This window comes from Telluria antibiotica, assembly GCF_011682055.1.
GTDB classification, from domain to species: domain Bacteria; phylum Pseudomonadota; class Gammaproteobacteria; order Burkholderiales; family Burkholderiaceae_D; genus Telluria; species Telluria antibiotica.
Map to the genome: position 1 here is coordinate 1 of NZ_JAAQOM010000029.1, position 24,227 is coordinate 24,227.

The following is a 24,227-nucleotide window of genomic DNA, read 5'->3' on the forward strand; positions in this document are numbered from 1 at the left end:
GTTGCAGGTACGTGCCGCTATCCTCAATCGCTTCACACGGTTGGGCACGCCCACGACGGTCGCCATGCCGTAATTCCGTCCGGGATTGGGGGCATTACGTGCCCAGCTGATTTATGCAACAAAGCCGTGCAACGGCCAACTGGCCGTTGGGGCAGACGAGGTGCAAGAAACTCTTGAGGAGATTTCTATGCCTTCGATTAAGAAAACCCGGTCCGGCACCTTTCAACTGCAACAATCCCGTCCCGGTTTCCGACGTCAAGCTGCTCGACACGATACGACCTGGCCTTGAGCTGTTCAGCACGGGCAACCTGAACTACGACTGGGCGGATGCCTGGATCAGGACCATGAAGCGCGAGGCGCATCTCGCGCCATCGACCATATGCCACCGCCATGGCGAGCTCGCGCGCTGCTTCGACTTGATGCTGCGCAAGCATCCCGACGTCCTGGCCCAGAATCCATTGCGACTGTTGAAGCGCGGCTTCTCGACGTACACGGAAGAGGATCGGAAGGTCCTCGCCCGTGCCGACAGGGAGGCCAAGTATGACATCGAGCGCGACCGCCGCCTGGCTCCCGAGGAGGAGACCGCCATCCTCAACGTGCTCGAGGGCGACAAGCGAGTGTTCTTCATTCTCGCACTCGAGACGGCCATGCGCATACGCGAGTGCTACACGCTGGATATCTTGCAGGTGAATGCCGCGGAGCGGACGATCCACCTTGAGCGTTCCAAGAACGGGGACAATCGCCAGGTTCCCATGTCGAGTGTCGTGCGGGCGGTTCTCGTCGACTACATTGCCGCCCACCGCGGGGAGACAAGCGGCGGACGGCTGTTCCCCTTCTGGGATGGGGACACGTCGGTGCGCGAGCTCGACCGCATCTCGGCGGCGGTGTTACGCATGTTCAGCGATGCCTTCGAACGCGCGGGCGTGGTCGGTCTCCACTTCCACGACCTGCGGCATGAGGCGACGTGCAGGCTGTACCAGCGCACGTGGTTGTCGGATGTGCTGATCGCGAAGATCACCGGGCACTATGACCTCAGGATGTTGAGGTGGTATGCCAGCCTTAAGAAGCCTGACCGTGCAATGATGCGAGTGCGCAATACTTCGTCAGATATTAGTTTCTCATATGCACTAATAATTGATCTATGGTAACATGCGCGTTTGAGAAGTTCGTCTGCAACGGCATGGGCCGTTTGTGATGCAGGTGACATCTTTACGGTGTCGTTCCTTCGCGCTCAATCGCGAACCCGATGTTTTATCCGCGTCGCGGAATGGCCCCCATGTGTCCAGGCTTCGCGCTCGACGCCCAATTTTCTTTGGAAGGTGGACAGTAATGTCCGACATCACAGGCACGGCGAATACGGCCGGTATCCCAAGCATTCCCTCCCATCCGCAGGCTGCCACGGCGGCCCGCGCCGACCAGGCCGCCGGGAACGAACCGGCCACGCCGACGGGCCAGCGGCCTGGCCAGGGCGGCCCGCGTATCGGCCGCCGCAAGCGGTTCCATCACCCACTCCGTGGCCGGCCTGCCCTGCTCCTCGCCTGCCTGCTCCCGGCGCTTTGGCTCGTCACCGTGCTGTTCCTGGCGCACGTGCGAGAGCATGCCATGGAAGAGGCGGGCAGGGATGCCGGCAATCTGGCGAAGGTGCTGGCCGAGGAAGCGCAATCATCGGTGTTCGCCATCGACCGCATGCTGGTCGACCTGCGCGAACGCTGGCAGGAAGAGCCTCAGAACTTCGGCGACAAGGTGCGCCTGCGCCGCGCGCAGCTGAGCCAGATCCCGGGCTTCCGGGCCACCGTCGTGGGTGTCGATGGAAAGCTGGTCTTTTCCAGCATGGCCCCAGGCGTAAAGAACATCGATTACAGCGACCGCGACTACTTTATTGCGCTGAAAAAACGCAAGGCAGACGCGTTGTTCATCAACGGGCCGGTCAAGGGGCGGCTCACCGGCCAGGAAGTCATCCAGTTCGCTCGCCCCTTGATCGACGCGGCCGGTAATTTTGCCGGCGTTATCCTGTTATCGGTGTCGCCCGAGTATTTTGCCCGTTTTTCTCATGAGATCTTACTCGGACAAAAAGCGGTGGTCATACTTGCGCGTCCCGGAGGACAGGTGCTGACGCGTTCGCCCAGTCCCCCCGACGGTGCGACGTATTCCCTGAGCAGTTTCCCGTTTGTCCAACCGGCTGCGCCGCGCGCCGGCGTGTTCCAAGCGGTGTCGCCGGTCGACGGGGTGAAACGCCTGTACGGCTGGCATACCGTCGAACAATACGGATTGACGGTCCTGATCGGCCGCTCGATCGAGGACGTGCTGGAATCGTACGAGAACGTGAAGCACGCGGCGATTTTGTTCTGTGGGATTTTTTCCGTGCTGCTGGCCTGGGTCTGCATCGTCGTGCTCATGGGAATACGCGACCGCGTCACGGCACGCAAGGCGCTGGAAGAAAGCGAGTTCCGCTGGAAGCAGGCGGTCGAGGGGGCCGGGCAGGGTGTCTGGGACCTCGACTACCGCACCGGCACCGGCTTTCTGTCCGCCAGTTGCAAGGGCATGCTTGGCTGTGGCGAGCGCGAGATCGACACCCTGGGCGAATGGGAAAGCCGGATTCACCCAGATGACAGGGAGCATGTGCTGGCGGCGCTCGACGCGTGCCGCGCGGGCGCTAGCCAGGTGTACGCGGTCGAGTACCGGATGTGCGACAGCGATGGCGGCTGGCGCTGGATTGCCAACCGCGGCAGGAACGTCAGCTTCGATGAACAGGACAGACCGCTGCGCATGATCGGTACCATGGCCGACATTACCGAGCGCAAGGCGATGGAAGAGGCCGTGCGCGAGGCCCAGGTAGCCGAAAGCCGGGCTCTCAGCGACCTGCGTTTCCGCCAGCTTGCCGATGCGATGCCGCAGATCGTCTGGACGGCAGGCCCGGACGGTGTCGTCGACTATGCCAACCACGTTGCCACGGCGTATTCGGGGTCCTCGACCCTGTTCGCGTCCGGTCTCGGCTGGACCTCGATCCTGCACCCGGACGACGTGGAACGTACGCTGGCCGTGTGGCAGCGGGCCGTGGACGCGGGCGAGGTGTTCGAGGTGGAATACCGACTGTTCCGGGCCGCCGACCGCAGCTACCGTTGGCATCAGGTACGGGCATTGCCGATCCGGGATGACGGCGGCGCGATCGTCAAGTGGTATGGCACGTCAACCGACATCCACGACAGCAAGCTGGCCAACGACGAGATCAGGCGCCTCGCCTGCAGCCTGTCGAACATCCTCGAGAGCATTGCCGATGCGTATTATTCCCTCGATTCCGAATGGCGCTTTACCTACGTCAACAAGGAGACGGAACGCCTGACCGGACGGTCGCGCGCCGACCTGCTCGGCAAGGTCTTATGGGACGAGTATCCGGAACTCGCCGGCAGCATCGTCGAGAGCGAATTCCGCCTGGCGGCAAGCACCTGCAACCCGGCGTCGTGCGAAATGTTCCACGCCCTGTCGAATAGCTGGTTCGAGTCGCGCGTCTTCCCTTCGGCCGACGGGATCACCGTCTACTTTGCCGACATCACCGAGCGGCGCCGGCTGCGCCTGTTTAAGCACGAACAACTCGCGCTCCTGGAAAACATCGCGTCCGGCGCGCCACTGGACGACGTGCTGGCGGCGGCGACCCGCATCGTCGCGGCGCTCGATCCGCTGGGCGGCTGCGTCGTGATGCTCATGGGCGAGGAAGGTCAACGGCTCGAACGTGCCGTGGCCGCCGGTCTCCCCGCCGAGCTCGAACAGGCCCTGGACAGCATCGACGTCGGCCCGACCGCGTTGCCGTGCGGCCGGGCCGCGTTCGAGCGCCGGCCGGTGATCGCGGGCGACATGGATCTCGAGCCAGGCTGGGAACGGCTGGGCAAGCCGGTGGCGCTCGCAAGCCGTTTTTGCTGGTCGTATCCCATCCTTGCCGGCAGCGGGGAGGTGTTCGGCACTATCGACGTGTACACGGCATCGAAGCGCCAGCCGGCCCGGGCCGAATTCGAGATCCTGGGCGCATGCGCGCACGCGATCAGCATCGCGATCGGTCGCGGGCGGGCCGAACTGAAGGCGCGCCAGAGCGAGGAGCGCGTGCGCCTGCTGCAGCGTGCGATCGAAGCGAGCGCCAATCCGATCGTCATCCGCAGCGCGGCCGGCCCCGACTTCCCCGTCGACTACGTGAACCCGGCGTTCGAACGGATCACCGGCTACGAGGCCAGCGAGGTCATCGGCAAATCCCTGTTGTTCCTGTATGGCGAGGATCTTGCCCAGGACGCGCTCGTCGAGCTCGAGGATGCGCTGGCCCAGCAACGCGAGGGCCACGCCGCGCTACGTGCATACCGTCGTGACGGGAGCCTGATCTGGCTGGACAGTTATTGCTCACCGGTCAGGGATGACGGCGGCGCCGTCACCCACTTCCTGAACGGCATGTATGACATCACTGCGGCCAAGCAATACCAGCAGGAGCTGGAATACCAGGCCGATTACGACGCCGTGACCGGCCTGGCCACCCGCAAGCTGCTGGTCAAGCGCGTGAGTGCTGCGATCGCCCGCGCCCGTGCGCATGCGACCCAGACCTGGATCGCGTGCCTCGACTTCGATCGATTCAAGCTTGTCAATGAAACCCTCGGGCACCGCGGCGGCGACATGGTGTTGCAGCTGCTGGCGCAGCGCGTGCAGGGTGTCCTCGGCAGCAGCAAGACGGTGGTGGCACGGGTGGGCGGGAACGAGATCATGCTGTCGTTTGCTGACGGTAATGACGAGCATACGGTCGCGACCAAGGTGCGGCGCATTATGGACGCAGTCGCCGCCCCCTTGCCGGTCAACGGCCACGACTTCTTCATGAGCTCGAGCGTGGGTATCGCCACTTATCCGGCGGACGGGGACGATGCCGAGACCCTGATGAAGAACGCGCATGTCGCGATGCTCCGCGCCAAGGAAGTGCGCAGCAACCACCTGGAATTTTTCACCAGCGCGATGAACGACCGTGCCACCGACCGGCTCCGCCTCGAAGGGGACCTGCGCAATGCGCTGGAGCGCAACGAGCTGGTGCTGCACTTCCAGCCACAGGTCGACGCACGGACTTGCCGGATCATCGGCATGGAAGCTCTGCTGCGCTGGCAGCATCCCGAGCTGGGCTTGGTCACGCCCGACCGTTTCATCCGTATCGCCGAGGAGACCGGGCTGATCGTGCCGATCGGCGCCTGGGTGATGCGCACCGCCTGCGCCCAGGCCGCGAAGTGGCAGGGACTGGGCGGCGGCACACTGCGGGTGGCCGTGAATCTCGCGGCGGGCCAGTTGTACCATGCCGACTTGGTGCCGATGGTCGAGGACATCCTGCGGGAAAGCGGCCTTGACCCGAAGTGCCTGGACATCGAACTGACCGAAAGCCAGGTGATGGACGATGTCGAGCAAGCGCTGGACGCCATGCAGCGCCTGAAGGCGCTCGGCGTGAAACTGTCGCTGGACGATTTCGGCACTGGCTATTCCAGCCTGGCGTACCTGAAGCGCTTCCCCATCGACGTGCTCAAGATCGACAAGGCATTCATCCGTAATCTAACCACCGATCCTGACGATGCCGTAATCGTGCGTTCGATCATCACGCTTGGCCAAAGCCTGCAACTGGAAGTTATCGCCGAAGGCGTGGAAACGGAGGAGCAGCTCGCCTACCTGCGCCGCCACCGGTGCGACCAGATCCAGGGCTTTTATGTCAGCCGGCCGCTTCCCGCCGTGGAGTTCGAATGCATGCTGTCGGAGCACAGGGGCGAGAATGTGACGGAATCCGCGGTTGCCGGGCAGCCGACCCTGTTGATCATCGATGACGAGGAACAGGTATCGGCGGCGCTGTACCGCCTCCTGCGGCGCGACGGTTATCGCATCCTGCGCGGAAAATCGGGTGCCGAGGGACTGGCGCTGCTGGCGGCGCACGACGTCCAGGTGGTATTGTCCGACGAGCGCATGCCGGAAATGAGCGGCACCGAATTCCTGTCCAGGGTGAAGGTCATGTATCCGAAGACGATCCGGATCATGTTGTCGGGCTATACGGCGGTCAATTCGCTCATCCAGGTAACCAACAGCGGGGCGGTATTCCGCTTCCATGTCAAGCCTTGGGACGACGACGTCTTGCGCAACAGTATCGCGGAAGCATTCCGTTATCACTGGGTGCTGCATGGTACTAACTCTTTAGAAAGTAATGCCACGTTCATGCGATAATGTCGGCATGAAATGCAAACGCTCCTCCGATGGTCGAAAACTGGACCACCATACCCTTCAGGTCATGCGTCAGCAGGCCGTCAAAGCGGCCCGCGAAGGCCAACCGGTGGCGAGCATCGCGGCGACGTTCGGGGTGAATGTGCGTACGGTGTTCGGTTGGCTCGCCAAGTTTGCCGAAGGCGGTCAAAACGCGTTGTTGGCCAAGCCGATCTCTGGCCGTCCACCGAAAATCAGTGCCGATGAAATGCGCTGGATCGCCCAGGCGGTGCGCGACAATTCCCCGCAGCAGTTCAAGTTCGAATTCGGCCTGTGGACGCTTTCCCTGATTGGCGAACTGATCAAGCGCGAGTTCAACAAATCGTTGTCGCTGGCCTCGGTGAGCCGCGTGATGAAGCTGCTCGGGTTCTCCGCGCAAAAGCCCTTGTATCAGGCTTGGCAACAAGACGCGGCGTTGGTCCGGCAATGGGAGGCCGAGACCTACCCCGCGATCAAAGCGCAAGCGCGCGCGGAGGGCGCCATGATCTATTTCGCCGACGAAGCCGGCATCCGTTCCGATTACCATACCGGGACGACCTGGGCACCTGTCGGGCAAACGCCGGTCGTCGGCGTTACGGGGCGGCGCTTCTCGTTCAACATGATTTCGGCCGTCAGTCCGCGTGGCGATTTCCGGTTCATGATCCACGAAGGCAATGTGACGGCGACCACGTTCAAGGAATTCCTCACGCGCTTGATGGTTGGCGCGACCAAGTCTGTTTTCGTCATCGTCGATGGCCATCCGATCCATAAGTCGAAGCTCGTGCGCGGCTACGTGGCCTCGCTCGACGGCCAACTCAAGCTGTTCTACCTGCCGCCTTACTCGCCGCATTTGAATCCCGACGAACAAGTCTGGGCGCACGTCAAGCGCCAGGTAAGCCGCCGCCTTGTGCGAAACAGTGATGATATGAAGAAGCTCGCGCTCGGCGCGCTGCGCCGCATCCAAAAGCTCCCGGAACTGGTCAAGTCGTTCTTCCGCCAACCGGAGTGCCAATATGCAGCAGAATGACTTTACTGTCTAAAAGGTTAGTACTGGTACGAGGTTGCTGCGATCACTCAAGTTGTGGTCCGCGCGGATTATCGCGGAACGGATCAGCAATGTTATAAGCTCCTTAACTAAGCGATTGAGTTCCGGACTGTGGGCGGCGTCCGCCGTTGCTGAGTAGTTCAGGTCAACTGGCCGTCATGGCTCAAGGCCCCAAGCCATGAGAGTAGGCCTGCCGTCAATCAATGGATGACGCCGTGAGAATTGGAGAAATTTTTGGCGCGCTCAGTTGATATCATTTGCCCATCGTCACATTTCGGTAGGCCATGAAGAACGTTCCAGCTAACGTTGCCTCAATCCTTATCCTGGCTGGCGCTGCATTACCGACTGCCGGGGCACTCGCGCAAACGTATCCTCCTGTCGGCCCGCAGTACTGCGCAAAACCCGAATACCGGAAAGAAGCGCTGCGCTACGAGCTCGAAGGTAAGGCTACCGTGCGCTACACGATGTCGCCCGAGGGGCGGATGATCGACGTGACGGTGGTCAAGTCCAGTGGCTGGCGCTTGCTCGACGAGGCGACGATGACGTTCGTGTCAAGCTGTGCCTTTCCGCCTGAGCAAATTGCCGCGTTTCAGGGTAAGACTTATCCGCTGCAATATGTTTGGAGCCTGGACCGGCATGACCCGCATCCGGCACTGGTGGCGGACAGCTGCCAAGCGTCGCCAATCTTTGCTGGCCTGAAGCTCTTCGACGACCAGCCAAGCGACGAGCACGGCCAAAAGGTACGCTTCCTGGTTGACGTCGCCGGGCAACCGTATGGCATCAAGTCCGAAGGAGGTTCGCTGGACGCCGCTACGGCCGGCCAGTTGGCGGCATATGTACAGTCGTGCCACTTCGCGTTCGATCCGAAGGTCGTGCCCAAGCCGCGGACCGACGCGATGTTCGGCCGCTTGCTCATGCGGTGATTTTCAAGAGAGTGTCGTGCCTTGTTTTCTGCAGTGCCTGCAACGATGCCAAAACCGGATGTTCGCAGCCGCAGCGAAGTCAAATGACACGCTATTGAGATGAATGCTGGGAGCAGTAATTATATTCTGTCAGATGACTCAGGCCTCCTGGCACTTGTGGATTGCAGCGCCTACCGCCCCTTTGTCAGTCCAGATTGGACGTTTGAGGACATCGTTCGGCACTTCCGCGTAGGTGCTGAAGAACGGTCGCTGGCCGTGTGGGAGTGCGGAGACGGAGGAGGCGCTTACGTAATCAGGGTGCGCCCCGGAATCAGTTCAGAAAGCGGACATCGGAGTCTGGATGGCGCTATTAGCGTAACGAATGGCGCATTACATCTGCTTTCATACGACGCACTGACAATGGCTGCCCAGTTCGAGGACGGGGTACTGCCACCAAAACATCAGGAACACCTTCGCGTTACTCTGCCGAATGGCAATTACCGAATTCGTGTCGTACAGTTGTACGAGCCGGGGCGATCAAGCAAACTTGACGAGAATGAGCCAGGCTTCGCTGTCGAGTATCAACGAGGCGACGCACTTTCTTGGCCCGGGATGGCCTGGGCCAGTGAGGCCGGTTGACTCAATGCGCGATGGCCGGACGCTGGCTGTCACAGGATGCGCTTCCCCTGCGGGCCGGCGCTTCGGGAACGACCAACGTCTGCGCAAAAAGTGCGCTGACTCGATTCATCCGTATTGACGGCGAAGACACGATGCGCGACCCGATACATAAACTCTTGTCGTTGCTCCTCGTGCTGGCCTGCATGCATCCCAGCCTGGCCTTAGCCTGCGCCGTCCTCCCGAACGACAAGGCCGCGGAGCGCAGCCGCCAGATCGTCGACGAAGCCAAGGCCGCGACACTCAAGTTGAAGGACGACGCCGACCAGATCTTCATCGGTTATCTGAAGACGTTCGACGTCGAGAAGGAAACGGTCGATACGCCGCACGGGAAGCAAGCCGTGCTGCATTACGTCGCGCTGTTCGACTCGCTCGAGGAGATCAAGGGCCATTACCCGAAGGAGCGGACGCTCGAATTCACCGTCAACCCGAACGAGGTCCGGGTGCCGGTCGGCTGCCGTCCGCAGTATTGGCAGCTGCCGAAGGGCAACGGGGCCGGGGAGATGTACCTGGTGTATGCGCGCGACGGCAAGCTCCTCAGGACCAACCATATTCCGATGGACCGGCAGGCCATGAGCGGCTACGAGGAAGCGGCATTCGTGCGCGATCGCTGAGTCGCCGCTTCCTTCGCATGCCGACGACACGACGGCCCGACGGGCCGCGCGTTCATCAGGCGGAAACGTCGATCGTGGCGCCAGGCGCCGCAGTCTGGGTAGCCGACGCGGACGCGCCGTACGTCAGCGCCGCGTCCTGCGTGCTGCCGGAGGTGCTGGACGGGGCGCCGGCAGCCTGACTCTTGTGGCCGTGGTGGTGAGGGTGCGCCCCTTGCGCGCCCTTGCTGGCGCCGGCTGCGTTCTTGCCATCGTCGCGCAGCTTGGCGAGCGCCTGTTTCGCCGCGTCGGCATCGCCGCTGTCGAGGGCCTTGCCGAGCGCCGCGATATCCTGGTCGCGCTGGCTCGTGCCTGTCGTCGCGCCGGCCGTGGACGACGCAGCCGCGGCGCCGCCCTGGCGGCCTTTCTCGAGGGCGTCGAACGCGGTCTTGGCGTTCGTCAGGTCGCCGCTGTTGATCCCGTCGACGAGCGCTTTCATCGCGCGGCCGCGCGACATGCCGTCGGTCGTCGTCGACGAGGCTTGCTGGTAAGTCTGGCTGGTGGCAACTGCGGAAACGGCCATGGTCTTCTCCTGTCAAAGTGAATGGCGCCGACGGCGTCGATGCGTCGGGCGCTATGCATTTAACGTCATGGCGGGGTGAAGCTGTTGGGTACGGGCGCCGGTTTTACCTGGCTTTACATGGATTGCTCGCTGTCCATGTGACGGCCTGCGCCGCCTAGGCGTAGACGTCGATCGTATTCACGATGCCTTGCGCGACCGCGTCGGCGAGGGCGGTGCTCGTGAGACCCGGGTCCGATTTGAGGATCGTGCCCCAGTCGCCGGGCACCGCCGCCGATACCGGCGTGGCCGGCGACGCGGCCGTGTTGGCGGTGTCCTGCGGGGGAGCAGGCGTCGCGGCCTGCGCGACGGCGTTCAGCAGGCCCGTGGCGTCATACGTCTGGAATCCGGTCGGTGCGCCCCCCAGCGTCGCGACGATGCCGGCTTCTTCGGACAGCGTGGACATCGCGACGCTCGTCGTCGGGTCCTGGGGGCTCGTTGGCGTGGCGCTGCCTGCCGTGGTCGCGGGCGGGTTGGCTGTCGTAGAGACCGGTGTCGACCCGATCGAAGAAATCGCCATGATATTCACCTGAAGTGTTGCTTCAGTTAAATTCTACACCTACTTCTTGAGCGCCACGCAAGCGGGTGCAGGCCATTCAGCCAAGTACCGCCAACACCCCATCCAGCCCCGAGAAATTCAGCGCCACGTCCGCCTGCGCCCGCACGACGGGCTTGGCGCGGAACGCGACGGACAGTCCCGACACGCCCATCATCTTGAGGTCGTTCGCACCGTCGCCCATGACGATGGCCTGCTGCGTGGCGATGCCCAGGTCGGCGCAGACGCGTTCCACGGTGCGCTTCTTTTCTTCCGCGTCGACGATACCGCCGACGACTTTGCCGGTCAGCACGCCGCCCGCGGCCTCAAGCACGTTCGCGTGCGTGTAGTCGAGCCCAAGGCGCGTCTTGAGGCGCTCCGTGAAGAAGGTGAAGCCGCCCGACACGAGCAGCGTCTTCAGGCCCGCGGCCTGCACGGCCTGCAGCATCGCTTCGCCGCCCGGCGAAATGCGCAGGCGTTCTTCGTACACGCGTTCCAGCGCGGACGTCGGCAAGCCTTCCAGCAGCGCGACGCGGCGCGTAAGGCTTTCCGAAAAATCGAGCTCGCCGCGCATCGCCGCTTCCGTGATCGCCGACACCTCGGCCTTCAGGCCCTGCATGTCCGCGATCTCGTCGATGCACTCGATGGTGATCAGGGTGGAGTCCATGTCCATCGCGACGAGCTTGAAGTCGGCCAGCGTGAGGTCCGCATCGACGAACGTCGCGTCAATGCCGGCGGCGTGCGCCGCGTTCTCGACTTGGGCCTTCAGTTCCGGCGTGAAGTCGAACCCGTCGCAGCGCAGCGCGTGCGCGTGCAGTTCGACGGTGCGTGCCGGGTGGGCGAGGGCGGCGATCTGTGCGAGTGCGGCCTGGGTGGCCAGCGGACCCTGGAGGACGAGCTTCTTGGACATGATTTGTTCTACTTAAGCGAGGAGTTGTTTGATGGTCTGCTTGACCTGGTTCACGCGCGCGGCCAGGTCGGGCATGGTGGCCGTGATGCGCAGCTTGTCCTGGCCGGCCAGCTTCACCTGGCGGTTCTTCTGGATCAGGGTGATGATCTTGATCGGGTCGATGGGCGGCTTTTCCATGAACTGCAGGCTGGCGGCATCGGCGTGCGCGTCGATCTTGACGATGCCCACGGCTTTCGCGGCGATGCGCAGGCGGTGCGTCTCGATCAGCGCCTTGACGGCATCGGGCAGCTTGCCGAAGCGGTCGATCAGCTCTTCCTGCATGTCGTCGATGCGGCCCTGGTCCTCGCAGTTCGCGAGGCGTTTATAGATCGACAGGCGCTCGTGCACGTCGCCGCAGAAGTCCGCCGGGAGCAGTGCCGGTACGTGCAGGTTGATTTCCGTCGTCGACGACAGCGGGGCGCTCATGTCCGGCTCGCGGCCCGCCTTCAGCGCCTTCACGGCTTCGTTCAGCATGTCGGAATACAGTTGGAAGCCGATTTCCAGCATCTCGCCCGACTGGTTCTCGCCCAGCACTTCGCCGGCGCCGCGGATTTCCAGGTCGTGCATGGCCAGGTAGAAGCCGCTGCCCAGTTCTTCCATCGCCTGGATCGCATCGAGCCGGCGCTGCGCCTGTTTCGAGAGTCCGAGCACGTCGTTCACGAGCAGGTAGGCATACGCCTGGTGGTGCGAACGGCCCACGCGGCCGCGCAGCTGGTGCAGCTGGGCGAGGCCGAATTTGTCGGCGCGGTGCATGATGATCGTGTTCGCCGTCGGCACGTCGATGCCCGTCTCGATGATCGTCGTGCACAGCAGGATGTTGTAGCGCTGCGCGACGAAATCACGCATGACTTTTTCCAGGTCGCGCTCGTGCATCTGGCCGTGTGCGACGGCGATGCGCGCTTCCGGCAGCAGCTCGCGCAGCATCGCGAGGCGGTTCTCGATGGTCTCGACTTCGTTGTGCAGGAAGTAGATCTGGCCGCCCCGTTTCAATTCGCGCAAACAGGCTTCGCGGATGACGGAGCCGTCCTCGCGGCGCACGAACGTCTTGATGGCGAGGCGCTTCTGCGGCGCCGTCGCGATGACGGAAAAATCGCGCAGGCCTTCCAGCGCCATGCCCAGGGTGCGGGGGATCGGCGTGGCGGTCAGGGTCAGCACGTCGACCTCGGCGCGCAACGCCTTCAAGGCTTCCTTCTGGCGCACGCCGAAGCGGTGTTCCTCGTCGATGATGACGAGACCCAGCCGCGTGAACTTCACGTCCGGCGACAGCAGCTTATGGGTGCCGATCACGATGTCGACGGTGCCATCGGCCATGCCCTTGATCGCGTTGTTGATCTCTTTGCCGGTGCGGAAGCGCGACAGCTCCGCGATGCGCACGGGCCAGTCGGCGAAGCGGTCGGAGAACGTCTGCGCGTGCTGCTCCGCCAGCAGGGTCGTGGGCGCGAGGATCGCGACCTGCTTGCCGCCCATGACGGCGATGAACGCGGCGCGCAGCGCGACTTCCGTCTTGCCGAAGCCGACGTCGCCGCACACGAGGCGGTCCATCGGCCGGCCCGACGTCATGTCCTGCATGACGGCGGCGATGGCGGCGCGCTGGTCCGGCGTCTCGTCGAAGCCGAAGCTCTGCGCGAAGTTCTCGTAGTCGGTGGCGGAATATTCGAACGCGTGGCCCTGGCGCGCGGCACGGCGCGCGTACAGGTTCAGGAGTTCCGCCGCCGTGTCGCGCACTTGCTCCGCGGCCTTGCGTTTCGCCTTGTCCCACTGGCCGGAACCGAGCGTGTGCAGAGGCGCGTCCTCGGGTGAAGCGCCCGAGTAGCGCGAGATCACGTGCAGCTGCGATACCGGCACGTAGAGTTTCGACTCTTTCGCGTATTCGAGGTGCAGGAATTCCGTCTCGCCTTCGCCGAGGTCCATGCTGACGAGGCCCAGGTAGCGGCCGATGCCGTGGTTGATGTGCACGACCGGATCGCCGATCTTCAGCTCGGACAGGTCGCGCACCATCGATTCGACTTGCGACCCCGCTTCCTGTTTCTTCTTGCCGGCGCGGCGGCCGGAGCCGGCGTACAGCTCCGTCTCGGTGATGAATACGAGGTGGCCCGCGCCAGTCTCGATCAGCTCGAAGCCGGCCTGCAGCGGCGCGACGCCGAGCACGACCTTCGCATCCGTCGCGCGCAGGCCGTCGATGCCTTCGACGGGCGCGAGATCCAGCTTGTATTCGTTGAAGTACTGCTGCAGCGTCTCGCGCCGGCCGGCCGACTCCGCGCAGATCATCACGCGCTTGCCGGCCGCCTGCATCAGGTACGAGCGCAGGTTCGCGAGCGGATCGTCGAGGCGGCGGTTGACGGCGATGTCGGGGATCGGTGCGGAGAGCTCCGACGCGCCCGCGCCCGCGTCGCGCGCGATGGCCCAGCGGCCGTGGGGCTTGGCCCGCACGAAGAAATCCTCGGTGCCGAGGAAGATCTCCTTCGGTTCCAGGATCGGGCGGTCGCGGTCGGTCTTGAGGAATTTGTAGCGCGATTCCGTGTCGGTCCAGAAGCGCTGGATGGACGCTTCGATGTCGCCGACCAGGGCGAGCGATGCGTCGTCCGGGAGGTAGTCGAACAAGGTGGCCGTCTCGTCGAAGAACAGCGGCAGGTAGTATTCGATGCCGGCCGACGCGATGCCGTTGCCGATGTCGCGGTAGATCGGCTGGCGCGACGGGTCGCCTTCGAAGCGCTCGCGCCAGCGGCCGCGGAATGCCGTGCGCGATGCTTCGTCCATCGGGAATTCGCGGCCCGGCAGCAGGCGCACTTCCTTGACGGGGTACAGCGAGCGCTGGGTGTCGGCGTCGAACGTGCGGATCGTCTCGATCTCGTCGCCGAACAGGTCGAGGCGGTACGGCAGCGCGGAGCCCATCGGGAACAGGTCGATCAGGCCGCCGCGCACGGAATACTCGCCCGGCGACATCACCTGCGTCACGTGGGTATAGCCTGCGAGCGTCAACTGCGCCTTGAGCTTCGCCTCGTCCAGGTGTTCGCCCTGGCGGAAGAAGAACGTGTACGCGGCGAGGAAGGCGGGCGGCGCGAGGCGCACGAGCGCGGTCGTCGCGGGCACGACGAGGACGTCGCACTGGCCGTTGCGGATCTCGTGCAAGGTTGCGAGGCGTTCCGAGACGAGGTCCTGGTGCGGCGAGAACGCGTCGTACGGCAGCGTTTCCCAATCGGGCAGCAGGTGGCACGACAGCTTGCCGTCCGCGAACCAGGGAATTTCATCGAGCAGGCGCTGGCCGTCGCTGGCATTCGCGACGATCACGGTCAGCATCTGCTTCTTGTCTTTCAGCGCGAGGGCGGCGACGGCGAGCGCGTAGGCATCGGACGAGCCATGCAACTGGGGCAGGGCGAAACGGGTTCCGGGTTTGGGTAAGTGCTTGGAGAGATCGAAGGGCATTGACGCTGTGCGGTTCGGGATCGTCAGGACGAGCGTCCATTATAGTCGAACAACGTCACGGTTGCCCTGCGGCGGGCAGGCCGTCCGGCCCCGGTCGGCCGGACGGCGGCGATCAGTGATTGCCGGTGGTCTGTGCCGGTGCAGGGTTGGTGCCCTGGCCGGTCGCATCCGAGTTGCCGGTGCCGACGGCGGAGGTCCCGGTCGGTGCATTGCTCGACGTACCGGATGCGCCGTTGCCCGAGGTGCCCATCGTGCCGGACGCCGACGTGCCCGTCGCGCTCGAACCCGAGCTGCTGGACGTGGTCTCCGACGACGAGCTGCCGGTCGCATTGCTGCTGCTGGTGCCGGTCGAGCTGCATGCCGCCAGGCCGAAGGCCATCAGGCCGCCGATGATAAGGGCTTGGTACTTTTTCATGTTGACTCCTTTGTAAAAAGTGACGCCATCATGGGGGCTGCGATGCCCTTCCGAAATAGGATCAATTCGTACAGACATGTAGGACTGGACGGACGATCTCTTGAATTTGTGGCAATGCGGTTGGCGGTTCGCCAATGAAAACGGGCCGCACGCGGCGGCCCGTCAAGGAGAGAATCAAACCGTCAGAACAGCGTGTTCGACGGCTGCTGTTGCTGGGGTTGTGGCGATGGCTGCGGCTGCCCCGGCGTACCCGGCGGCGTGCCTTCGGCCGGCGGCGCATTCGGATCGGGCGCCTGGTCGAGGTCGATGGCGTTCAAGGTGGGCGTCTCGGCGAATTCCGCGTAGACCCAATCGTCGTTCTCGCGCACGACACCCTCCGGCTGCGGACGCTCTTCCTGCGGCGGCTTCTTCGCCAGGGCCACGCGCATGTAGTCGATCCAGATCGGCAGCGCGACGGTGGCGCCGAACTCCTTGCCGCCCAGCGATTTCGGATCGTCGTAACCCATCCACGCCACGGCGACCACGTTGCCGCCGTAGCCGGAGAACCAGCCGTCCATCGCATCGCTCGTCGTGCCGGTCTTGCCGGCGATGTCCGTGCGGCCGAGGGCCTTCGTCGCTGCCGCGCCCGTGCCGTAGCGCGTGACGTCGCGCAGCATGCTGTCCGTGATGAACGCGTTGCGGGGATCGAGCACGCGCTGCTCGTCCGTGTGCTCGGCGGTGGGCTTGGTCTCCGCGATGACCTTGCCGTCGGCATCCTCGATGCGCGCGATCAGGTACGGTTGCACGCGATAGCCGCCGTTCGCGAACACGGCGTAGGCGCCCGCCATCTGCAGCGGCGTCACGGCGCCCGTGCCGAGGGCCAGCGTGTAATTCTGCGGCTGGCGCGCGAGGTCGAAGCCGAACTTGCCGATGAATTCATGCGCATACGGCACCGTGATCGCGCGCAGCAGCCGGACAGACGGCACGTTCTTCGATTCGGCCAGCGCGCGGCGCAAGGTGATCGGACCGTCGTACTTGCCGTCGTCGTTCTGCGGCGACCACGTCTTGCCGGCGTCTTCGCCCGGCATGTCGAGCGGCGCGTCGAGGATGCGCGTGCCCGGCGAATAACCCTTGTCGATGGCGGCCGAATAGATGAACGACTTCATGCCGGAACCGGGCTGGCGCCATGCCTGCGTCACGTGGTTGAACTTCTGGAAGTTGTAGTCGAAGCCGCCGACCAGCGCGTGATAGGCACCCGTGTCGGCATCGATGGCGACGAACGCCGCCGCCACCGCGGGCACCTGCGTCACGCTCCAGTCGCCTTTCGCGTCCTTCGCCACGCGGATGATGGCGCCCGGCGTAAGGCGCATCTTCTCCTTGGCGCTGGACGACAGGCCCGCCTGCGCGAATTTCAGGCCGGCGCCCGTGAGGTCGACCGTGTCGCCGTCGACCGTTTCCACGCGCACCGTCTTGCTCGTTGCGGACAGCACGACGGCGGGGATCAGGCCATCGCTGACGGGGCGCTTGCCGAGCGCCTCGTTGATCGCGTCTTCGCGCTCGGTCGGATCGGCCGGCAGCTCCATGCGGTCTTCCGGCCCGCGCCAGCCGTGGCGCTGGTCGTAGGTCTGCACGTTGCGGCGCACGGACGCGTAGGCGGCGTCCTGCTCGGCCTTCAGGATGGTCGTGTAGACCTTGATGCCTTTGGTGTACGCGTCCTCCTTGTACTGGTTGTACACGGCCTGGCGTGCCAGTTCGGCCACGTATTCCGCGTGCGTGCCAAATTCCTGGGCGCCGCGCGTGTTGACGCGCAGCGGTTCTGCCAGCGCTTTCTGGTACTGCTCTTCCGTGATGTAGTTCAGCGCGCGCATGCGGCCCAGCACCGCGTGCTGGCGCTCGCGCGCCCGCTTCGGATTCGCGACCGGGTTGTGGCGCGCGGGGTTCTGCGGCAGGCCCGCCAGCATCGCCATCTCGGCGACGGAGAGCTGGTCCAGCGTCTTGTTGAAATAGATGCGCGCGGCGCTCGAGAAGCCGTACGCGCGCTGCCCCAGGTAGATCTGGTTCATGTACAGCTCGAGGATCTCGTCCTTCGACAGCGCGGCCTCGATCTTGTACGCGAGCGCGACCTCGTTGATCTTGCGCGTCAGGCGTTTTTCGCGCGACAGGAAGAAGTTGCGCGCCACCTGCATCGTGATCGTCGACGCGCCGCCCGAGCCGAAGCCGCCACGCAGGTTCGACCCGACGGCGCCCATCGCGCGCTTCCAGTCGATCGCGCCGTGCTCGTAGAAGCGCGCGTCCTCGATGGCGAGCAGCGATTTCTTCATCAGGTCGGGGATCTTCTTGATCGGCACGAAATCGCGGTGTTCTTCGCCGAACTCGCCGATGAGGACGTTGTCTGCCGTGTAGACGCGCAGTGGAATCTTGGGCCGGTAGTCGGTGACGGCATCCAGCGCCGGCACGTTCGGCAGCACGCGGAGCACGATGTAGCCGGCGATACCGGCGATGAACAGGATGACGACGGCGGCCAGGGCGGCCAGTGCCGGGATCAGGAAGCCGCGCTGGCGGCGGGCGCGCGGCTTTGCCGGCTTGCGGGTAGTTGCCAAAACTGAACTCTCTTGATGCGGGTCCGAAAACCCGTTGGAGGCCGTAAGTACGGGCGGTGTGGCGAAATTATAATCCCCTTTTCTTCCACTACGGCATGTGCGATAGTCACGCTTTCAGGGCCTGCGCGGCGATCCCGGCAGTCCTGTTCAACAATACCCCGCCTGAAGGACACCCCGCTCATGCCGTACGATCCCAGCCCGCCCAGCGTCAAGCCCTACATCCCGGCGTCCGCGCACTTGCCGGAGTTGACCTGGCGCGCCCTGATCATGGGCACCGTGCTGGGCATGGTCTTCGGCGCCTCGTCGTTGTACCTCGTGCTGAAAGTGGGCCTCACCGTCAGCGCATCGATTCCCGTCGCCGTCATCGCGATCACCTTGTTCGGCCTCGCCAAGAAGGTGGGTGGGCGGGAATCGACGATCCTCGAGAACAGCATCACGCAGACGGCCGGTTCGGCCGGCGAATCGATCGCGTTCGGCCTCGGCGTCACGATGCCCGCCATCATGATCCTCGGCTTCGACCTGGAGATCTCGCGCGTCATGCTCGTGGGCGTGCTGGGCGGCCTGCTGGGCATCCTCATGATGATCCCGATGCGCCGCACGATGATCGTCGACCAGCACCGCGAACTGAAATACCCGGAAGGCACGGCGTGCGCCGAAGTGTTGAAGGCCGCGGCGACCGAGACCTCGCGCGAGGCCGCGGGCGAAGTGCGCGACGCCGATTCCGACGAGGCGAAGGAGGCGCGCATGCGTGCCTTCATCATCTTCGGCGGCTTCGGCCTCGGCTTGCTGTACAAGGTTCTCAACATCTCGCTGAAGCTGTGGAAGGACACCGTCAACTTCGTGTTCGACGCGCCGCTGAAGGCCGGTTCGGCCGGGGCCGAGATCTCGCCGGAGCTGCTGGGCGTGGGCTACATCATCGGCCCGCGCATCGCGATGATCATGGCGGGCGGCGGCGTGCTGTCATACCTCCTGTTGATCCCGATGATCAAGTTTTTCGGCGACGCGCTGACGGTGCCGGTGGCGCCGGGCACGATGCTGATCCGCGACATGAGCCCGGACGACGTGCGTAGCGCGTACGTGCTGTACATCGGCGCGGGCGCCGTCGCGGCGGGCGGCCTGATCTCGCTCGTGCGTTCCCTGCCCACGATCTGGAACGGCTTGAAGGGCGGACTCGCAGGAATCGGGAAAAATGCGGGAAAAGCATCGGCCGTCGACTCGTCGCTGCGCACCGAGCAGGACATCCCGCTGAAATGGGTCGTCATCGGCTGCCTGGGCATCATCGCCGTCATCACGTTCTCCACGCCGCTGCACATGAACGTGCTGGGCGCGCTGCTGATCCTCGTGTTCGGCTTCCTGTTCTCGACCGTGTCGTCGCGGCTGACGGGGGAGGTGGGCTCGTCGTCGAACCCGATCTCCGGCATGGCCGTCGCCACGCTGCTGTTCACGTGCCTGATCTTCCTCGTGATGGGCTGGACGGGCGGGCGCTACTACGTGACGGCGCTGTCCGTCGGCGCCATCGTCTGCATCGCCGCGAGCAACGCGGGCACGACGTCGCAAGACCTCAAGACGGGCTTCCTCGTCGGCTCCACGCCGCGCCTGCAGCAGTACGCGATCCTGGTCGGCGCGTTGGCTTCCGCGCTGATCCTGGGCCCGATCCTGTTGAAGCTGAACGAGGCGGGCACCGTGTACGTGCCGGCCGCGCAGGTGGCGCCACGCGTGACGACCGATGCGACCAAGCTGACGGACACGATGCAGCTGCAAGGCCCGCAGGCGGCATCCGACCACGCCACGTACAAGGTCTGGCAAAAGACCGATACGGTGGGCGGCCCGGCCGGCAAATACCTCGTGCGTCCCGACGGTACGCTCGCCTACCTCGTCGACCCGGGCATCAACGGCCAGTTCCACACGCGCCCGGATGGTTCCGAAGTCAAGAAATACGATGCGCCGAAGGCCGTGCTGATGTCGTACATCATCAAGGGCATCCTCGACCACCAGCTGCCGTGGACGCTGGTGCTGTTCGGCGTGATGGTCGCGGTCGTGCTGGAGATGTCGGGCGTCGCGTCGCTCGCGTTCACGGTGGGCGTGTACCTGCCGCTCGTGTCCACGTTGCCCATCGCGATCGGCGGCATCATCCGCTGGCTCGTCGACCGCCGCAACAACACGCTGCCGCAGTACAACGGCCTATCCGCGGACGAGCTGCAGGCCGCGGGCGACCGCAGCTCCGGCACCTTGCTCGCGTCGGGCTATATCGCGGGCGGCGCGCTGGCGGGCATCATCATCGCCATCACGGCCGGCGTGATGACGGACTTCGATAATGCGATGAACAAATGGGCCGAGGCGATGAATCCGTTCTTCGCGGGCGCGAGCGCCGACCTGCTGTCCATCCTTCCGTATGCGGCGATCTGCGTGCTGCTGTACGTCGTCGGTCGCGAGAAACCTGCGAAATGATACGGCATGGTGGGCTCGGGGAGCCCACCCTACGGCAGCGTCAATTCGTAGGGTGGGCACCGAATGCACGTCACGCGGAGAGCGTCGCGCGCATTGCTTCCATCTCCGCCACGATCCACGCGCGGAAATGCTGCACCTTCGTCATCGCCTCCTTGTGCGGATTGACGAGCAGCCGATACCCATAACCGAACGGCGCGCTCTTGCACGCGAGCTGCAACAGCGTGCCGGCGCGAATGTCCTCGAACGCGATCCCGTACGGCACCAGCCCGATCCCCTGGCCGGCGACGGCTGCCTGCGCCAGCACGCCCCAGTGGCTGTACATCCGCGCAAAGTCGTAATCGCCCTTCAGCGCGCGGTTCTCGTTCAATAGCTGCAGCCAGCCTTCCGGCGTGCGTTCGCACAGCAGCGGGAAGCGTTTCAGGTCGGCCAGCGTAAGGGCGTCCTGGCCATCGGCCAGCAGGTCCGGGCTGTACACGGGCACGAGGCGCTCGCGGAACAGCAGCGCCGGGTCGCCATCCTTCACGGGGCCGTAGCGGATCGCCACGTCGACGGCGTCGTCCTCGATGTCGACCGGAGTGTCGTTCGAATCGATGCGCAGGTCCAGTTCCGGGTGCAGCTTCGTGAAGCGCGACATCCGGGGCACGAGCCACTTGATGGCGAACGAGTGCGTCGTCGAGATGCGCAGCACGGCTTCCTCGTCACCACGCTGCAGCGCCGCCACCTTGCCGCGCAGGTCGGCCAGCATGCGCGCGACGACGATCGCGAGTTCCTGCCCCTTCGCGGTCAGCGCGATGTGGCGCGGGTGGCGGACGAACAGGGGGAATCCGATCGCTTCCTCCAGTTGCTTGACCTGCAGGCTGACCGCGGCCGGCGTCTTGTGCAGCTCGCGGGCCGCCAGCTTGAAGCTGCCCCAGCGGGCGGCGCAATCGAAATCGATCAGGCCGGAGAGGCTGCGCAGCGGTTTCACCGCTCACTCCAGCATAAGTTTTTCTTATTCATAAGATTTATTTTTCTCGTTTGAACAATTGCGCATCTGGTTACAGAATATAGCGGATTGGCCACGACCGTGCCATGCCCACAGACCAAGGGGCGCGTCGAAACCCATCCGGTTTTTCCACGTGCGTAAGGAAAACTTCATGTCCAAGAACATTCTGGTGATCGGCGGTACCCGTTACATCGGACGGCTGCTCGTGCAACGGCTGCTGCGTGCGGGTCATCGCGTGACCATCGCGACGCGCGGCTACGCGCCCGACCCGTTCGGCGACCGCATCGCGCGTGTGCGCGTCGACCGGCGCAACGAGACGGCGATGCGCAACGCGTTTTCCGGTCTCGGCCCGTTCGACATCGTGTACGACCAGATGTGCTACAACCCGCTCGACGCCGCCATTTCCGTGCGCACGTTCGCGGGGAGGGTGGGGCGCTACGTGATGGCGTCCACCATCGATGCCTACCGCGCCCTCGGCTATGGCCACGACCGTCCGCTGCGCGAAGCCGACCTCGCCGTCGAGGCGCAGCGCATCGACACCGCGTACCCGTGGCACGACCCCTGCCGCGCCACCGAGTGCTACGTCGCCGGCAAGGTGCAGGCCGAGGCCTATCTCGTGCGCGACGGCTCGCTGCCGCTCGTGACGCCGCGTCTCGCGCACGTGTTGGGCGGACCGGAAGACTTCACGGGACGCCTTGCGCACTACGTGGAGCTGGCGCGCATGGGCGGCGTCCTGGAATACTCGGACGCGCAGGCGGCGCTGTCGTTCCTGCCGCTGCAGGGCGCGGCCGATTTTCTGGTGTGGGTCGGCATGCAGGATTTCACGGGCCCCGTCAATGCGGCATGCGACGGGTCGCTGTCGGCCGCGCAGTTGTACGAGCGGGTGGGCGCCGTGCTCGATACGCCCGTGACGATGCGCCAGAAGGTGCCGCCGGAGCCAATGGGCCGGCTGTCGCCGTTCGACGTGCCGGGGGCGATCGTGCTGGACACGTCGCGCGCGCAGGCGCTCGGCTACCGGTTCGGACATAGCGACGACTGGATCGACGACACAATCCAGTTGCACGACCTGGCGTTTGTGTAAGACGCAAGCGTGATGCACGCGTCACGCGTGGGCACGGGGTGCCCACCCTACGTAAAACGATGGCCGGAGGCGCTCGTTTTACTTCACGCCGTGCATCAGTTTCTGGATCAGCGGCGCGATCAGGAACAGCAGCACGCCGGCGCCGATCAGGGCCCAGAAGCCGAACGTGTAGCCGGACAGCGCCGATTCCACGGTCATGCCTTTTTCGCCGGAGACGATCGAGGCGAAGATGCCGGACAGGTTGTTGCCGATGCCGGTCGACAGGAACCAGCCGCCCATGCCCAGGCCGACGAGGCGGGTGGGCGCGAGCTTGGTCACCATCGACAGGCCGATCGGCGACAGGCACAGTTCACCGACGGACTGGATCACGTACACCATGAACAGCGTCCAGAACGGGATCTTGCTGTCCGGGCCGACGAGGTGCTGCAGCGCGAACATCAGCAGCAGGAACGCGAGGCCGTTGAAGATCAGGCCCAGGCCGAACTTGCGCGGAATCGACGGGTTCTTGCGGCCCATCGCCGTCCACACGGCGGCGACGATCGGCGCGATCACGATGATCGCGAGCGTATTGACGGACTGGAACCAGCCGGTCGGGAAGGTCCAGCCGCCAAAGTCGCGGCGCACGATGTACTCGGCCAGGAACGTGAACGAGCTGCCGGCCTGTTCGAAGAAGCACCAGAACATCACGTTGAAGAAGAAGATGACGAGCATCGCGATCGTCTTGTCGCGCACGACGGCGCCGCCGCGGATGCCTTCCACCATCAGCATGACGGCGAGGATGATGAAGAGGACGGACAGCACGCCCTGCAGCTTTTCCGCGCCCAGCTTCAGCAGGAAGTACACGACGGGGATCACGATGAACGAGCCGATGACGACGCCGATCACGCGCACCGGATTGCCGAGTGGCCCGGTGGCGGCGCCGATGCCCTTCAGCATGCGGCGGCCGATCTGGAACCAGATCAGCGACAGGATCATGCCCACGCCGGCCGCGAAGAACACGACCTTGTAAGCTGGGACGCCGGTCTGGCTCGACATGCTCTGCGCGAGCGCGCCCGTGAGGATCGGGGCGAGGAAGCCGCCGCCGTTGATGCCCATGTAGAAGATGGTGAAGCCGGAGTCGCGGCGCTGGTCGTTGATGGCGTACAGCTGGCCCACCATCGCCGAGATGTTCGGCTTGAACATGCCGTTGCCGACGATGATCGTCGCGAGGCCCATCTTGAAGATGTCGGGATTCGGGATCGTGATGGCGAACAGGCCGAGCACCATGAACGAGGCGCCGACGAGGATGGAACGCTGGTAGCCGATGACGCGGTCGGCGATGTAGCCGCCGAACACGGCGCCCGCGTAGACGAGGGCGAGGTAGGAGCCGTAGGTCAGGTTGGCGTCGGCCTGGCCCACGCCGCTGCCGCCGTAGAACTGGGCGACGATGTAGAGCACGAGGGCCCAACGGATGCCATAGAAAGCGAAGCGTTCCCAGAATTCCGTCATGAACAGCATCCATAGCGGCGCCGGGTGGCCCATGATCTGCTTGAATTCCGGTACCGCTTTCGGTTCCGCGGTAGTAGTAGCTGCACCGCTCATGCGGTTCCTCCCCTGATCTTTATAAGAATGTTTGCGTATGCGGGGCATGGCCAGCCTGGGTAAGGGTGGCCGCCCAGCGTCGCATTTTAGTGGAAATCGTGCATATGGGGCCAGCTTTTTACAACTCTGCCATATGCGGAATCGGCATAAACGAAATGGAGGTCACAAAGTC

16 protein-coding genes are annotated in these 24,227 nt (G+C 64.3%); 8 read left to right on the forward strand and 8 right to left on the reverse strand.

The genetic code is table 11. The features are described from left to right. Positions 1-113 precede the first annotated feature (113 nt). The 5 genes from HAV22_RS29825 (at position 114) to HAV22_RS29845 (ending at position 9,464) form a co-directional block, all read left to right on the forward strand. A complete protein-coding gene (locus HAV22_RS29825) occupies positions 114-1,148 on the forward strand; it encodes a site-specific integrase (RefSeq protein WP_166865176.1) in 1,035 nt (344 codons plus the stop codon). A 181-nt stretch (positions 1,149-1,329) separates the two neighbouring features. Continuing rightward, entirely contained in the window at positions 1,330-6,213 is a 4,884-nt protein-coding gene (locus HAV22_RS29830; RefSeq protein ID WP_166865179.1) for an EAL domain-containing protein, read from the forward strand. Positions 6,214-6,220: 7 nt separating this feature from the next. Next, on the forward strand, positions 6,221-7,255 hold the full coding sequence (locus tag HAV22_RS29835) for an IS630 family transposase (protein ID WP_166865182.1): 1,035 nt from the start codon (positions 6,221-6,223) through the stop codon (positions 7,253-7,255). Between the two features lie 302 nt (positions 7,256-7,557). Further along, positions 7,558-8,196: an energy transducer TonB gene (locus HAV22_RS29840; RefSeq protein WP_166865185.1), complete on the forward strand. Its 639-nt coding sequence runs from the start codon at positions 7,558-7,560 to the stop codon at positions 8,194-8,196. 749 nt (positions 8,197-8,945) lie between these two features. Then, positions 8,946-9,464, forward strand: coding sequence for a hypothetical protein (locus HAV22_RS29845; protein ID WP_166865188.1), 519 nt, complete (start codon positions 8,946-8,948; stop codon positions 9,462-9,464). Between the two features lie 55 nt (positions 9,465-9,519). On the opposite strand, the gene HAV22_RS29850 is transcribed toward HAV22_RS29845, so the two are convergent. Next, a complete protein-coding gene (locus HAV22_RS29850) occupies positions 9,520-10,023 on the reverse strand; it encodes a hypothetical protein (RefSeq protein WP_166865191.1) in 504 nt (167 codons plus the stop codon). 154 nt (positions 10,024-10,177) lie between these two features. Then, complete coding sequence (locus HAV22_RS29855; protein ID WP_166865194.1) at positions 10,178-10,465, reverse strand: hypothetical protein; 288 nt, start codon at positions 10,463-10,465, stop codon at positions 10,178-10,180. Here HAV22_RS29855 and HAV22_RS31585 point away from each other — a divergent pair. After that, on the forward strand, positions 10,458-10,592 hold the full coding sequence (locus HAV22_RS31585) for a hypothetical protein (protein ID WP_267874865.1): 135 nt from the start codon (positions 10,458-10,460) through the stop codon (positions 10,590-10,592). The two genes, HAV22_RS29855 and HAV22_RS31585, sit on opposite strands and share 8 nt — an antisense overlap. 63 nt (positions 10,593-10,655) lie before the next feature. Here HAV22_RS31585 and serB read toward each other — a convergent pair whose 3' ends face one another. The 4 genes from serB to HAV22_RS29875 all read right to left on the reverse strand — a co-directional run bounded on the left by serB (position 10,656) and on the right by HAV22_RS29875 (position 17,960). After that, complete coding sequence (gene serB, locus HAV22_RS29860) at positions 10,656-11,504, reverse strand: phosphoserine phosphatase SerB (RefSeq protein WP_166865197.1); 849 nt, start codon at positions 11,502-11,504, stop codon at positions 10,656-10,658. A gap of 12 nt (positions 11,505-11,516) precedes the next feature. Beyond that, a complete protein-coding gene (gene mfd, locus HAV22_RS29865; RefSeq protein ID WP_166865200.1) occupies positions 11,517-14,966 on the reverse strand; it encodes a transcription-repair coupling factor in 3,450 nt (1,149 codons plus the stop codon). A 112-nt stretch (positions 14,967-15,078) separates the two neighbouring features. After that, positions 15,079-15,381, reverse strand: a complete 303-nt coding sequence (locus HAV22_RS29870) for a hypothetical protein (protein ID WP_166865202.1) — start codon at positions 15,379-15,381, stop codon at positions 15,079-15,081. Positions 15,382-15,563: 182 nt separating this feature from the next. Further along, positions 15,564-17,960, reverse strand: coding sequence for a penicillin-binding protein 1A (locus tag HAV22_RS29875; RefSeq protein WP_166865205.1), 2,397 nt, complete (start codon positions 17,958-17,960; stop codon positions 15,564-15,566). A gap of 180 nt (positions 17,961-18,140) precedes the next feature. Between HAV22_RS29875 and HAV22_RS29880 the strand changes: the two genes are divergently transcribed. Next, entirely contained in the window at positions 18,141-20,408 is a 2,268-nt protein-coding gene (locus HAV22_RS29880) for an OPT family oligopeptide transporter (protein ID WP_166865207.1), read from the forward strand. A gap of 70 nt (positions 20,409-20,478) precedes the next feature. On the opposite strand, the gene HAV22_RS29885 is transcribed toward HAV22_RS29880, so the two are convergent. Beyond that, the gene (locus tag HAV22_RS29885; protein WP_166865210.1) at positions 20,479-21,375 is read right to left on the reverse strand and encodes a LysR substrate-binding domain-containing protein; all 897 of its coding nucleotides are present in this window, start codon (positions 21,373-21,375) and stop codon (positions 20,479-20,481) included. Positions 21,376-21,544: 169 nt separating this feature from the next. Between HAV22_RS29885 and HAV22_RS29890 the strand changes: the two genes are divergently transcribed. Further along, positions 21,545-22,474: an NAD-dependent epimerase/dehydratase family protein gene (locus HAV22_RS29890; RefSeq protein ID WP_166865213.1), complete on the forward strand. Its 930-nt coding sequence runs from the start codon at positions 21,545-21,547 to the stop codon at positions 22,472-22,474. Positions 22,475-22,552: 78 nt separating this feature from the next. On the opposite strand, the gene HAV22_RS29895 is transcribed toward HAV22_RS29890, so the two are convergent. Next, positions 22,553-24,055, reverse strand: coding sequence for a peptide MFS transporter (locus HAV22_RS29895; protein WP_166865216.1), 1,503 nt, complete (start codon positions 24,053-24,055; stop codon positions 22,553-22,555). Positions 24,056-24,227: the final 172 nt, after the last annotated feature.

Excerpts from the sequence above, each read along its gene's own strand:
- HAV22_RS29840 (WP_166865185.1), top strand. The coding sequence starts at position 7,558 with ATGAAGAACGTTCCAGCTAACGTTGCCTCAATCCTTATCCTGGCTGGC.
- HAV22_RS29880 (WP_166865207.1), top strand. The coding sequence starts at position 18,141 with ATGCCGTACGATCCCAGCCCGCCCAGCGTCAAGCCCTACATCCCGGCG.
- mfd (WP_166865200.1), bottom strand. The coding sequence starts at position 14,966 with ATGCCCTTCGATCTCTCCAAGCACTTACCCAAACCCGGAACCCGTTTC.
- HAV22_RS29895 (WP_166865216.1), bottom strand. The coding sequence starts at position 24,055 with ATGAGCGGTGCAGCTACTACTACCGCGGAACCGAAAGCGGTACCGGAA.
- HAV22_RS29870 (WP_166865202.1), bottom strand. The coding sequence starts at position 15,381 with ATGAAAAAGTACCAAGCCCTTATCATCGGCGGCCTGATGGCCTTCGGC.
- HAV22_RS29825 (WP_166865176.1), top strand. The coding sequence starts at position 114 with ATGCAACAAAGCCGTGCAACGGCCAACTGGCCGTTGGGGCAGACGAGG.
- HAV22_RS29830 (WP_166865179.1), top strand. The coding sequence starts at position 1,330 with ATGTCCGACATCACAGGCACGGCGAATACGGCCGGTATCCCAAGCATT.
- HAV22_RS29845 (WP_166865188.1), top strand. The coding sequence starts at position 8,946 with ATGCGCGACCCGATACATAAACTCTTGTCGTTGCTCCTCGTGCTGGCC.
- serB (WP_166865197.1), bottom strand. The coding sequence starts at position 11,504 with ATGTCCAAGAAGCTCGTCCTCCAGGGTCCGCTGGCCACCCAGGCCGCA.
- HAV22_RS29890 (WP_166865213.1), top strand. The coding sequence starts at position 21,545 with ATGTCCAAGAACATTCTGGTGATCGGCGGTACCCGTTACATCGGACGG.
- HAV22_RS29835 (WP_166865182.1), top strand. The coding sequence starts at position 6,221 with ATGAAATGCAAACGCTCCTCCGATGGTCGAAAACTGGACCACCATACC.
- HAV22_RS29855 (WP_166865194.1), bottom strand. The coding sequence starts at position 10,465 with ATGTCCACGCTGTCCGAAGAAGCCGGCATCGTCGCGACGCTGGGGGGC.
- HAV22_RS29850 (WP_166865191.1), bottom strand. The coding sequence starts at position 10,023 with ATGGCCGTTTCCGCAGTTGCCACCAGCCAGACTTACCAGCAAGCCTCG.